A 12,544-nucleotide genomic window follows, 5' to 3' on the forward strand; every position below is an offset into this window, starting at 1 on the left:
TGAATTAAGGAAAACCCAAAATATCATATGCATGATTACATTCTAAACTGCTTTTATAAGGCAGTTTTTTTTTATAATTTAATCCATTTTTCAATAATAAAATTAATGTACATTATCCGAAAATCCCTGGCATATTTATTAATATAAAAGGTTTTTAGCCCAATTAAAAACAATGTGAAAAAAATTTACAATATTTTTACTATTAAAACGGGGAAATCTTTTGTAACGAAGACAATACCATGTTAAAATAGAAATGTAAACGTTTTATTTTTTATCAGACAAGCGCCTAGAAAAGTGTAAAAGGCGAGCATATGGGGAATATAGTTGTTACTAATTATGGTGGAGGGAAATTTTCATGGGAAAGCCAGCTAGTGGTAAAAGCTCCTATCAGCCAGCATTTTATGGACCAAATCTCGGGGTCGCAATGGAGCTGTACGACAAATACTTAGAAAATCCTGATTCTGTTGATGAGGAAATGCGAGATTTTTTCGCAACATGGGGTTCACCAATAGAGCAGGAAGTCACAGAACGAAAACCAGCAGTAACCTCAACTAACCAAATGGACATTGAAAAAGTCATTGCAGCAGTCACATTAGTGAATAAAATCAGAGCTTATGGCCATTTAGCTGCAGATATTTACCCTTTGGGAGATGTACATAGGCAAGAGGAATTGTTCGATTTGTCCCGCTATCAGCTAACAAAAGAAGATCTAGAAAAAATGGATGCATCATTGCTTTGTCAAGATGCACCAAGCACAGTTAAAAACGCCTATGAAGTTGTTAATTACTTAAAGGATGTTTACATGAAGAAAATCGCTTTTGAATTTTATCATGTAAACGATATTAACGAAAAAAATTGGCTCCAAAAAAAGGTAGAATCAGGAAGCCTCAAACCTGCTTGCAATAAAGAGCTGAAAAAGAAGCTGTTAAAGCGAGTGGTTGAGGTTGAAGAGTTTGAAAATTACTTACATAAAACTTTTGTCGGCCAAAAGCGTTTCTCGATTGAAGGACTAGATACAATGGTGCCATTGCTTGATGAGATTATTTCCCAGTCTGTTGTTAATGGTGCAAAAAATGTACATATCGGGATGGCGCATAGAGGAAGGCTGAACGTATTGGCGCATGTCCTTGAAAAGCCATATGAGATGATTTTTGCTGAATTTCAGCATGCTCCAAATAAGAATCTTGTTCCATCAGAAGGATCAATCGGAATCAGCTTCGGCTGGACTGGTGATGTGAAATATCATTTAGGCTTGAACAGGCAAATAAAGAAAAGCAGCACGTCAAATGTACGATTGACACTAGCCAATAATCCAAGTCATCTTGAGTTTGTCGGCTCGGTTGTCGAAGGATTTACACGTGCATCTCAAGATGATAGAACGGCACCAGGCTTTCCAGAAGAAAACCATCAATCAGCACAGGCCATTCTCATCCATGGCGATGCAGCATTCCCAGGCCAAGGAATTGTTGCAGAAACACTTAATCTGACTGGGCTGAAAGGCTACCGGACAGGTGGAACAATTCATATCATTGCCAATAATACAATTGGCTTTACGACTGAATCAAGCGATTCTAGATCAACAAGATATGCAAGTGACCTGGCTAAAGGCTTTGAAATACCGATTATACATGTAAATGCAGATGATCCAGAGTCTGTCATCCAGGCTGCTAAGCTAGCTTGTGAATACAGAGCAGCTTTTAACAAGGATTTCTTGATTGATTTAATCGGCTATAGAAGATACGGTCATAATGAAATGGATGAGCCGATGACAACCAATCCATTAATGTATAAGAATATTAAAGAGCATCCTACGATTACAGCAAGCTATTTCCGCCAATTACAAGCAGAAGGAGTATTGTCTGAAATAGAATTCCATGGGTTCAAAAACGAAGTAGTTGCCAAGTTGAAGCAGGCGTATGAAAAGGTGCCAACAAAAGAGGAAATGGACGAAGAAGCACTGCCGCCAAACTCTGTGGAAAGAGATTTGCCATTGATTGATACAACTATTTCAGCTGAAAGACTGAAAGAAATCAATCATGAACTTATTTCGTTCCCAGACAACTTTCAAATTTTCGATAAACTCGGGAAAATTTTAAAACGGCGTGAAGCTGCAATTGAAGATGGCAAAATTGACTGGGGAATGGCAGAAACCTTAGCATTTGCCAGCATAATTCAAGATGGAACGCCAATTCGCTTGTCAGGACAGGATTCAGAACGAGGCACGTTTGCTCACAGAAATATTGTCCTTCATGATAGTGAAACAGGAAGGGTTTATTCACCGCTTCATTTGCTGTCAACTGCCCAAGCATCATTCGCTGTCCATAACAGCCCCCTTTCTGAAGGTGCCGTTCTTGGCTTTGAATACGGATATAATGTGTTTGCACCAGAAACACTCGTTCTGTGGGAGGCACAGTTTGGTGATTTCGCGAATGCTGCACAAGTAATTTTTGACCAATTCATCTCTGCTGGTAGAGCAAAATGGGGTCAAAAATCCGGTTTGGTTATGCTGTTGCCTCATGCATATGAGGGGCAAGGTCCAGAGCATTCCAGCGGCCGAATGGAGCGTTTCTTGTCTTCTGCTGCCGAGAACAACTGGACGGTTGCAAATCTTACGACATCTGCACAATATTTCCATATTCTGCGCAGGCAGGCAGCTATCCTGAATAAGGAAGAAGTCAGACCGTTAGTAATCATGACACCTAAGAGTCTACTGCGAAATGCTGATGTGGCATCTAGCACTACTGCATTTAGCAATGAAACATTTCAATCAGTGGTAGAGGATGAACTTACTGGCAAAAATCCGCAAGCCGTTAAAAGGATTGTTTTATCTACAGGTAAAATAGCGATTGACCTTCATCAAGGAATTAAGCAGCTCGAGGATTCTGATTGGGTGCATAGTGTGCGCATAGAAGAACTTTATCCTTTCCCTGCGAATAAATTGAAGGAAATCATAATAAAATATCCTAATTTAGAAGAAATCAGATGGGTGCAAGAAGAACCGCAAAATATGGGAGCATGGAGCTTTATGGAACCACGTGTGAAAAAGCTGCTCCAAGATTCTGTGTCCTTCGATTATATCGGACGCCGAAGAAGATCGAGTCCTGCAGAAGGGGATCCAATTGTTCACCGCAAAAATCAAGCAAAAATTATTAATAAAGCATTGACATGGACTGAATAGAGGGGGATTTTTAAGATGGGTGAGATTAAAATACCAGAACTAGCAGAATCAATCACAGAAGGAACCGTGGCACAGTGGCTTAAGAAAACAGGTGAATATGTAGAAAAAGGCGACTACATAGTAGAATTGGAAACAGATAAAGTAAATGTTGAAATCATCTCTGAAGAAAGCGGCATCCTGCAGGAACTCAAGGCAAATGAAGGCGATACAGTTCAGGTAGGGGAAACAATCGCAATCGTTTCTGAAAATGCTGCACCAAGCAGCAAACCAGCTGAAGGTCCAGCAGCTGTAATCGAAACAGAAGCAACAAAGGAAGCACCGCCTGTTAAAGAACAGCCGCAAGTAAAACCAGAAGCAAAAGGCTATCCAATTGCTTCACCATCTGCCAGAAAGCTGGCTAGAGAAAAAGGCATTGATTTGAATCAAGTTTCTTCCATTGATCCTTTAGGAAGATTGCGTGCACATGATGTTATCGAGCATGACCGTAAGAAAGACCAGCCTGTCCAAAAGGCTCCAATTGAAAAAGAAGCACCGCAGCAGGCTAAACAAGCAGCAGACCCAGGAAAACCGACTGAGCGCGTTAGAATGACGCGCAGACGGCAAACAATTGCTTCAAGGCTTGTTGAGGTACAGCAAAATACGGCAATGCTTACAACCTTTAATGAAGTGGATATGACTAATATTATGAACCTTCGCAAAAAACGGAAGGATCAATTCCAAAAAGAAAATGATGTAAAGCTTGGATTTATGTCCTTTTTCACAAAAGCAGTTGTAGCATGCTTAAAGAAATCACCGCTTTTAAATGCTGAAATCCAAGGGGATGAAATTGTCCTTAAGAAGTTTTATGACATTGGTATTGCGGTGTCAACAGATGAAGGGCTAGTTGTACCAGTTCTTCGCGATGCAGATCGCAAAAATTTTGCAGAGATCGAAAGTGATATTTTAACGTTCGCTGATAAAGCACGTAATAATAAACTGTCGTTATCAGACCTGCAAGGAGGCACATTTACAATAACTAATGGCGGTGTGTTTGGTTCGCTACTGTCAACACCTATCTTAAATGGACCTCAAGTCGGGATATTGGGAATGCATAAAATCCAAATGCGCCCTGTTGCGATCGATAATGAAAGAATGGAAAACAGGCCGATGATGTATTTAGCACTTTCTTATGATCACCGTATCATTGACGGCAAAGAAGCAGTAACCTTCCTAGCAAGAGTTAAGCAATTGCTGGAAGATCCAGAATCCTTACTGTTTGAAGCATAATAATTAAGGGGATGCTTAAAAATAAGCATCCCCTTTTTGTTTATTCAGACATTATATTTGGCTTAAGTCCTCGTTTGTCCATTTCTTCCTTTAAAATAAGAATCCATTCCTCTTCATTTCCGGCCTTTAATGCATCTCGATAAGAAAAAATCAGCTGTTCATTGCTCATAATCTTCATTTTGCATCCTCCTTAAATAAATGGATTGAATATTCTTACAATGTTTATACTAACGCAATGCTTGGACAATGAAAAGCGATAAGGTGGAGCTGGATAAATTTAACGATATAGGAGTGGTATGGAATGAGACATGTTATAGTTATGGATAAAAAGGATATAAGTTATATAAAGAATTAGGAGAGGAGTAGCAGGCTATGATTCACAAAAGATTGGAAACAAAAGAGCACACGATGTTGTATGAAATAACAAATGATATTCAACAAGCAGTCACTGAATATGGAATGAAGGAAGGAATAGTCATTGTGTACTGTCCGCATACGACTGCTGGAATTACCATAAATGAAAATGCAGATCCAGATGTAGTACGTGATATGATTCGTCGTTTTGACGAAGTATATCCTTGGACTGTCAACGAAGACAGGCATATGGAAGGGAATACAGCAGCACATATGAAAGCAAGTACTGTCGGAGCATCTGAGCTTGTTATAGTAGAAAGTGGGCGTTTATGCTTAGGAACATGGCAGGGGATTTATTTTTGTGAATTTGACGGACCAAGACACAGAAGCTATTCACTTAAATTTATGCCGAGCTAAAAGCTTTAAGGAGAAGAGATAAAAATGAAGATTTATCTATTTGTTTACGGCACTTTAAGGAAGCAGCAAATCAATCACAATATGATGAGAAATTATCCTTGTATTGCTGAAAATATGTGGATTTATGGCAAGCTGTATGATGCAGGGGTAGGCTATCCTTTTTTAAGTTTAGATAAAGGTAACGAAAGGGTGCGTGGTGAAGTATTTGAAGTCCCAGCTGCAGATTTGCATCTATTAGACGAGTTTGAAGATTATACACCAGGAGACCAAAACAGCCTCTATATAAGAGTTGAGGTAGAGGTTTATGGACAAGAAAAACCTTTAATGGCTTTTACATATGCTTGCAATAAAGAGGAAATGCTTTTGGAGGAAATTGAAGGCCATGATTGGACTGCTTTTTCAAGATTCAGCCAATAAAAAATAGGCTTAATCATGTTTAACGGACAATTTGCCAGTGGTATATATATTCTATACGACATCATAGAAAGAAGGTCATATATGATGAATATACAGGCAAATAACATATTATATTCGATTAAACAGGAAAATCAGACATATGAAGCAATGGAATTTAAAAGGATGGACTGGATAAATAAACAATGCTATATCACTTTTCAACAAGCTTCGACAGGAAAATGGTATACGTTCAACCGAAGCAGCATTAATTTTCTTTTCGATAATGAAAAGAATTTAGTGTCTTAAGCTAAGGATTTGTTGCGTTGAAGGGCTTACTGGCTATATACTAAAGTAGTATATAAGTGAAAGGGGCTTTATCAATTGATACATGAAATTTGGAATGACAAAAACACTGTCAAAAAAGTAAAGTGCATACATACAGATGCAAGCAAGTATATTGTTAATAGAGTATTGACTGTCGGTCAAACATATGAAGTTAAAAATGAAACAGAAGAGTTTTACTTCATTGTTGATAACTCAGGAAAAGTCGGCGGTTTTTATAAGGATTATTTTCAAGATTTATAAAAGCGGGAACGGGAGAAAGCAGCTGATGTTTTCTCCTTTTTGAATGGAAAGAAGGGATTACTTCATGATTTATTTGTATGTAGGAATAGGCGGCATAATTGGCAGTGTCGCCAGATTTTTATGCAGCATAGGGCAGGGAAGCTTTCCGTTACATACATTATGTATTAATATAGCAGGCTCTTTTCTTCTCGGTGCTTTAACAAAATATGCTGCTGGCCGAGTCAGCTTTCCGCCAGAACTTGCAACAGCGGTCGGCACAGGCATTCTCGGTTCATTCACGACCCTTTCGACCTTCAGTCTCGACACACTGAACCTTTTGCAATCAGGTAAAATACTGCAGGCATTTATGTATATGGCAGCAAGTGCATCTCTCGGCCTAGCAGCTGCCTATATCGGAATGAAGACAGGATCAAAGCTTGCAGAAAGAGGGCAGAACGATGGTTAACATGATTGGTGCAGTCGCCATCGGCGGATTTATCGGCGCAATCAGCCGATTTTGGTTAATACAATACATAAAGTCAAAAATCACTACTGTTTTGCCAGTTGCCACTCTGATAGTTAATTTAGTTGGTTCTTTTTTATTAGGATTACTTTCAGGACTGCATGTGAGTGAAATGGTACATTTGTTGTTTGCAGTCGGGTTTTTAGGGGCATTTACGACCTTTTCTACATTGGCTGTTGAGGCAGTTCAGTTGTGGAAGGAAAACAACAAAATAACCTTTTATAGGTATATAGTGCTCTCGTTTGGCGGAGGACTTGCTTTTGTGTGGTTTGGTTATTTAACTGCGAATATTGGGTAAATAAAAAAGCAGACGGACTAAGGTCCGTTCTGCTTTTTTCCTTATTGTTTAACTTCTTTCGTGCTTTCAGCCACTTTGGCAGGCGGATACAGCTTTCTTCCAAGCATAGACTGGAAGATAAGGAAGATTCCGCCGACTGTCCAATATAACGGCAGGGCAGCTGGAGCATTAAGAGAAACCATAACAATCATGATTGGGGAAATTAATCCCATAAATTTCATTTGTTTTTGTTGTTCAGCAGTCATCGTGTTTTGAGTAACACGGAATTGTAAATAATAAACAATACCAGCGATAGCTGTTAAAATAAGGTCTGAATGGCCAAGATTAAACCATAGGAATGAATGGCTGGCAATTTCCTGTGAGCCTCTTATCGCGTAATAGAAGCCCATGAGAATCGGCATCTGAATAAGCATAGGCAGACAGCCCATTGATAATGGATTGACACCGTGTGTCTTATAAAGATCCATCATTTCCCGTTGTAGGTTTTGCTGTTCTTTCTGGTCTTTCGTCGCTTTTATTTTCTTTTGGATTCTGTCCATTTCCGGCTTGATAATTTCCATCTTTTCTTTCATCTGCTGCTGCTTTTTGTATTGTCTTAACATAAGCGGCATCAATAGAAGGCGAATAATAAGGGTAATCAAGATGATGGCAAGACCGAAGTTGCCGTTAAACATCATTGCCATTCCATGTATTAAAGAAGCGAAAGGCTCTACGACCGTGTTATGGAACCAGCCACCGCTGTTCCCGCTTCCGTTTCCTGCTGTTGAACATGCGCTAAGCATAACGGCAGTTAATATTGTCATAAATACTAATAAAAGTTTTTTTGCTGATTTTGTCATTTCGACTCCTCCTAGTTCGTTGAAAAAATTTTGTTTAATTCAGGAGGAGAAGCGGTTTTTCCGGATCATCAGCGGAACTTTCCATTCTTTTGCGGATATTCTTGCATATCCATTGCAAAATAGGAGTATTGTATTTTTGAACATTAAAATTTACCGTCGTGACGACTCTTTGCAAGTAAAGGCCGTCTGATGCGATAAAATCATCATTAACAGTGATTTGCAGGTTGATATCCCAAAAATATTTAACCATTAATCCAATCATTACGGTAATGTAGATGGTTTGATAGCTTGGAATGTTTGTCAAATCTATTAAGAATTCGAACATTTATACACCTCAGGTTCGTTATCAACAAATAAATTATATCGAAAATAAGCCTAAATGGCAATCGTGTTCTATTACCAGTCATACTTTGTACATAATTTACTCAAATGATTGAAACGGTGATTGACAGGGGGAAATACCTAATTTTTATTAAAAATTTGTCTCAATCTAAAAACTTTCCTTAATAATTGTCATAATTAGGTGTATGATAGAGTTAAAAATACATCACTTACAAAATGGAACAAGTTTAGTTTATGGTAAAATGAAACGAAGTTCGGTATAATGTGTTCACATATTTTGGCGTAACCTTAGGAGGCTGCTCATAAGTGAAAGCACTAATAAATATAGATTATACTTTCGATTTTATTGAGGGAGCTCTGCCTTGCGGAGAATCTGGAATGAAAATAGAAAGCACTATTTCTGCTATTACCAAACAATTTATTGAAGAAGGTCATTTTACTGTTTTTGCTATTGATTTACATACGGAAAAGGATCAATATCATCCTGAGACAAAGCTGTTTCCGCCTCATAACATTAAAGGAACAAAAGGCAGAAACCTTTATGGTTCATTAAAGGAAGTGTATGAGAAAAACAAGGAACTGGAGCATGTATACTGGATGGACAAAACTAGATATAGTGCCTTTGCCGGTACTGATCTTGAATTAAAGCTGAATGAAAGAAACATAAAGGACGTGCATTTAGTAGGTGTCTGTACAGATATTTGTGTACTTCATACAGCTGTAGATTGTTACAATAAAGGATTCAACCTTTTCATTCATGAGAATGCGACCGCATCCTTTAATGAACCAGGTCATATTTGGGCCATTGATCATTTTAAAAGCACATTAGGTGCAGTCATTTTGTAAGGCGAATTGGTTAAACCGCAGGAGGAAAAGCATGAGTTTTAATTTTCGTGATGACAGCTTAATGCTGCATACAGATTTATATCAAATTAATATGGCAGAAACATACTGGGAGGATGGCGTTTCGGAAAGAAATGCTGTATTTGAGGTGTACTTTCGCAAGCTTCCTTTCAATAATGGATACGCTGTTTTTGCAGGATTAGAAAGAATAATTCAGTACATAAAAGAATTGCATTTCACAAGCAGTGATATTGAATATTTGAGAGAGAGCGGCTTTAAAGAGGACTTTCTGGAGTATTTAAAGGATTTTCGTTTTACCGGGAACTTGCGTTCAGTAGAGGAAGGAGAAATCGTTTTTGCTAATGAACCATTGTTAAGAGTGGAGGCTCCGCTTGCTCAAGCCCAAATAATTGAGACGGCATTGCTAAATATTGTGAATTACCAAACATTGATTGCGACAAAAGCATCTCGCATCAAGCATGCTATCGGTGAGGGAGTCGTAATGGAATTCGGCAGCAGACGCGCCCATGAACTGGATGCGGCACTTTGGGGTACAAGAGCAGCGTTTATCGGCGGATTTAGCTCCACGTCCAATGTTAGAGCAGGCAAGCTGTTTGGCATCCCTGTATCTGGAACGCATGCTCATAGTATGATTCAGGCTTACAGAGATGAATATACGGCATTTCATAAGTATGCACGACGTCATAAAGACTGTGTCTTTTTGGTTGATACGTATGATACTTTGCGTTCAGGAGTTCCCAATGCCATTAAAGTGGCAAAGGAACTTGGTGATGCTATTAATTTTGTCGGCATCAGATTAGACAGCGGCGACCTTGCTTATCTTTCCAAAGCTGCGCGAAAAATGCTTGATGAAGCAGGTTTTACAGATACGAAAATTGTAGCAAGCAATGATTTGGATGAATATACGATTATCAACTTGAAGGCTCAAGGAGCTCAGATTGATGTATGGGGCATTGGCACGAAGCTGATTACTGCTTTTGACCAGCCTGCTTTAGGCGGAGTATACAAGCTTGTTTCAATTGAGGATGAAGAGGGTAATATGCAAGATACAATCAAAATCAGCGGAAACCCAGAAAAGGTGACAACACCTGGCATTAAAAGGGTATACCGCATCATCAACAGCATCAACCATAAATCCGAAGGTGACTATATTTGTTTGGAAACGGAGCATCCAGAAGAAGAGGAGCGCTTAAAGATGTTTCATCCAACACATACTTATATCAGTAAATTTGTTACTAATTTCCATGCGAAGGATATTCATAAGGATATTTTCCAAAATGGAGAGCTTATCTATAAGTCACCGACAATTTTTGAATCACAAAAATATGCGGAGGATAACTTGGATGTGCTGTGGGATGAATACAAGCGTTCACTCAATCCGGAGGAATATCCAGTTGATTTAAGCCCGCTTTGTTGGGAAAACAAGATGAATCATTTAGAAAAAGTAAAAAGCAACATTAAAAATAAGGAATAACAGGAGGAATGCTGACATGAGCATACAAAATCAAATTATCGCTGAACTAAACGTGAAACCTGAAATTGATGCTAAAGAAGAAATAAGACTGCGCATTAACTTTCTGAAAGAATACTTGAAAAAGACAAAAGCAAAAGGATTTGTATTAGGAATAAGCGGGGGCCAGGATTCATCTCTTGCAGGCAGATTGGCTCAGCTTTCTGTGGAAGAGCTTCGCAGTGAAGGTTATGATGCTACATTTGTTGCAGTAAGATTGCCATATGGTGTGCAAGCAGATGAAGACGACGCTAACAAAGCACTGAAGTTTATTGCAGCAGATAAAGAGCTTGAATTCAATGTTCGTGGTCCTGTTGACGAATTTAAGAGAGTTTATGATGAAATGGCCGATACTCCACTAGCTGATTATCATAAAGGAAATATCAAGGCTAGAGCGAGAATGATTGCGCAGTATGCAATTGGCGGTCAGTTAAATTTACTAGTAATTGGTACAGATCATGCTGCAGAGGCAGTTACAGGCTTCTTCACAAAATATGGAGATGGCGGAGCAGATGTACTGCCGTTAACTGGTCTTACAAAGCGCCAAGGGAAACAGCTGTTAAAGGAACTTGGAGCAGAAGAAAGAATTTACTTAAAAGTACCGACTGCTGACTTGCTTGATGAGAAACCAGGTCAAGCAGATGAAACAGAGCTTGGAATTTCTTATGATCAGTTGGATGACTACTTAGAAGGTAAGGAAGTCCCACAAGAAGCAGCTGAAAAAATTGAAGCTCGTTACTTAATTACAGAACATAAACGACAAGTGCCTGCATCTATGTTTGATGATTGGTGGAAGAAATAAATGGATTAACCTCTCGTTATAAAACGGGAGGTTTTTTGGTGAGAATAACCAAAACTGGTTATTCACACAGGCATGTCCTAGATGTTTTACATAAGTTAGCAGTGTAAGTAAAAAAGATGCTCACTTTTTAAGTGAAGAAATAGGCAGGAAAAATAGTAAGAGGGAGGGAAAACTATGACACTATTTGGTGTGAACTTAAGCATGCTGCTGCTGAACGTACCAGTTAACTTTACATGGGGATTATCAGTAGGAAAAGGTAAAGTTGAAGATTCTAAAGAAGACGAAGAATATGGAGAAGACGAAGAATAATCACATTAGCTGTCTTTTGGCAGCTGTCATAAATATAAAGCCTCGAGCTAATGATTCTTTTTTGCTTGAGGCTTTTCTCTGTCAAAAAATCATCTTAATTATTTATTTGAGAGCCTGTAAGCATGTTATATGCGAACTGGACAGAGGCTTCACTTGGAGGTTCAATTCCTTTTAATGGGTATTCTAGACCAAGCGATTCCCATTTATAAACACCTAGTTTATGGTAAGGAAGGATTTCAACTTTTTCGATATTAGACAATGTCGCAATAAAATCTCCAAGCATACTCAAGTCTTCTCGACTGTCATTAATAGTTGGTACGAGAACATGCCGTATCCAAACAGGTATCTGTTTTTCAGACAGAAAGGTAGCAAAGGCAAGGATATGGTCATTTCCCATTCCTGTTAATTTAATATGTTTTTTACGGTTGATATGCTTTAAATCTAGTAAAATTAAATCTGTAAAGGAAAATAGCTCTAGTAGCTGTTCTTGAAAATGAGGTGCTGTTGAATAGCAGCCTCCTGATGTGTCAATTGCTGTATGAATACCTATTTTTTTACATTCTTTAAACAGTTCGATTAGAAAGGGGAGCTGCAGCAGCGGTTCACCTCCGCTTACTGTTATTCCTCCTCCTGATGCATGAATAAAAGGGAGGTAGGCTGTTAAATCGTCGATGATTTCCTTTACTTCAACTTCTTTGCCAACATTCATTTCCCAAGTATCTGCATTGTGGCAAAATTGGCAGCGCAACAAACAGCCTTGCATAAATAATACATATCGTATGCCTGGTCCATCAACGGTTCCAAATGTTTCAATGGAATGGATATTGCCTTGCATGATTATGCTCCTTTCTGTGTGTGGGGCAATTTATTAGGCATACAAGG

At 38.7% G+C, this 12,544-nt stretch carries 16 protein-coding genes; 12 read left to right on the plus strand and 4 right to left on the minus strand.

Going from position 1 to position 12,544, the window contains the following annotated elements; genetic code table 11:
- The first annotated feature begins 355 nt into the window (after positions 1 to 355).
- Together L8T27_RS09175 and odhB are read left to right on the plus strand one after the other, a co-directional pair.
- The gene (locus L8T27_RS09175) at positions 356 to 3,178 is read left to right on the plus strand and encodes a 2-oxoglutarate dehydrogenase E1 component (RefSeq protein ID WP_237941351.1); all 2,823 of its coding nucleotides are present in this window, start codon (positions 356 to 358) and stop codon (positions 3,176 to 3,178) included.
- Positions 3,179 to 3,193: 15 nt separating this feature from the next.
- A complete protein-coding gene (odhB, locus tag L8T27_RS09180) occupies positions 3,194 to 4,444 on the plus strand; it encodes a 2-oxoglutarate dehydrogenase complex dihydrolipoyllysine-residue succinyltransferase (protein ID WP_237941352.1) in 1,251 nt (416 codons plus the stop codon).
- 40 nt (positions 4,445 to 4,484) lie between these two features.
- Here odhB and sda read toward each other — a convergent pair whose 3' ends face one another.
- Positions 4,485 to 4,622, minus strand: coding sequence for a sporulation histidine kinase inhibitor Sda (sda, locus tag L8T27_RS09185; RefSeq protein ID WP_233313981.1), 138 nt, complete (start codon positions 4,620 to 4,622; stop codon positions 4,485 to 4,487).
- A gap of 194 nt (positions 4,623 to 4,816) precedes the next feature.
- Between sda and L8T27_RS09190 the strand changes: the two genes are divergently transcribed.
- From L8T27_RS09190 to crcB (L8T27_RS09215), 6 genes are all read left to right on the plus strand, one after another.
- On the plus strand, positions 4,817 to 5,215 hold the full coding sequence (locus L8T27_RS09190) for a secondary thiamine-phosphate synthase enzyme YjbQ (RefSeq protein WP_237941353.1): 399 nt from the start codon (positions 4,817 to 4,819) through the stop codon (positions 5,213 to 5,215).
- A gap of 24 nt (positions 5,216 to 5,239) precedes the next feature.
- Positions 5,240 to 5,632: a gamma-glutamylcyclotransferase family protein gene (locus L8T27_RS09195; protein WP_237941354.1), complete on the plus strand. Its 393-nt coding sequence runs from the start codon at positions 5,240 to 5,242 to the stop codon at positions 5,630 to 5,632.
- A gap of 81 nt (positions 5,633 to 5,713) precedes the next feature.
- A complete protein-coding gene (locus L8T27_RS09200) occupies positions 5,714 to 5,917 on the plus strand; it encodes a hypothetical protein (protein WP_233313978.1) in 204 nt (67 codons plus the stop codon).
- 75 nt (positions 5,918 to 5,992) lie between these two features.
- Positions 5,993 to 6,196 (plus strand): DUF6501 family protein, encoded by a 204-nt coding sequence (locus L8T27_RS09205; protein WP_233313977.1) that lies wholly within the window; start codon positions 5,993 to 5,995, stop codon positions 6,194 to 6,196.
- Positions 6,197 to 6,260: 64 nt separating this feature from the next.
- Entirely contained in the window at positions 6,261 to 6,641 is a 381-nt protein-coding gene (crcB, locus tag L8T27_RS09210) for a fluoride efflux transporter CrcB (RefSeq protein WP_233313976.1), read from the plus strand.
- Complete coding sequence (gene crcB / locus L8T27_RS09215) at positions 6,634 to 6,996, plus strand: fluoride efflux transporter CrcB (protein ID WP_237941356.1); 363 nt, start codon at positions 6,634 to 6,636, stop codon at positions 6,994 to 6,996. The genes crcB (L8T27_RS09210) and crcB (L8T27_RS09215) overlap by 8 nt, the downstream gene beginning before the upstream one ends.
- Positions 6,997 to 7,037: 41 nt before the next feature.
- Here crcB (L8T27_RS09215) and yidC read toward each other — a convergent pair whose 3' ends face one another.
- Entirely contained in the window at positions 7,038 to 7,835 is a 798-nt protein-coding gene (yidC, locus tag L8T27_RS09220; protein WP_237941357.1) for a membrane protein insertase YidC, read from the minus strand.
- A gap of 34 nt (positions 7,836 to 7,869) precedes the next feature.
- Positions 7,870 to 8,160, minus strand: a complete 291-nt coding sequence (locus L8T27_RS09225) for a hypothetical protein (RefSeq protein WP_233313973.1) — start codon at positions 8,158 to 8,160, stop codon at positions 7,870 to 7,872.
- Between the two features lie 323 nt (positions 8,161 to 8,483).
- On the opposite strand from L8T27_RS09225, the gene L8T27_RS09230 reads away from it, so the two are divergent.
- The 4 genes from L8T27_RS09230 (at position 8,484) to L8T27_RS28660 (ending at position 11,662) form a co-directional block, all read left to right on the plus strand.
- On the plus strand, positions 8,484 to 9,023 hold the full coding sequence (locus tag L8T27_RS09230; protein ID WP_233313972.1) for a cysteine hydrolase family protein: 540 nt from the start codon (positions 8,484 to 8,486) through the stop codon (positions 9,021 to 9,023).
- A gap of 31 nt (positions 9,024 to 9,054) precedes the next feature.
- Entirely contained in the window at positions 9,055 to 10,515 is a 1,461-nt protein-coding gene (locus tag L8T27_RS09235) for a nicotinate phosphoribosyltransferase (RefSeq protein ID WP_233313971.1), read from the plus strand.
- A 16-nt stretch (positions 10,516 to 10,531) separates the two neighbouring features.
- Positions 10,532 to 11,353 (plus strand): NAD(+) synthase, encoded by an 822-nt coding sequence (gene nadE, locus L8T27_RS09240; protein WP_233313970.1) that lies wholly within the window; start codon positions 10,532 to 10,534, stop codon positions 11,351 to 11,353.
- A gap of 174 nt (positions 11,354 to 11,527) precedes the next feature.
- Positions 11,528 to 11,662 (plus strand): hypothetical protein, encoded by a 135-nt coding sequence (locus L8T27_RS28660; RefSeq protein WP_267913287.1) that lies wholly within the window; start codon positions 11,528 to 11,530, stop codon positions 11,660 to 11,662.
- A 94-nt stretch (positions 11,663 to 11,756) separates the two neighbouring features.
- Here the strand turns inward: L8T27_RS28660 and pflA are convergent, their stop codons facing one another.
- Positions 11,757 to 12,497: a pyruvate formate-lyase-activating protein gene (gene pflA, locus L8T27_RS09245; protein ID WP_237941358.1), complete on the minus strand. Its 741-nt coding sequence runs from the start codon at positions 12,495 to 12,497 to the stop codon at positions 11,757 to 11,759.
- Positions 12,498 to 12,544 lie beyond the last annotated feature (47 nt).

This window comes from Niallia sp. Man26 (assembly GCF_022049065.2).
In the GTDB taxonomy this organism is placed as follows: Bacteria; Bacillota; Bacilli; order Bacillales; family Cytobacillaceae; genus Niallia.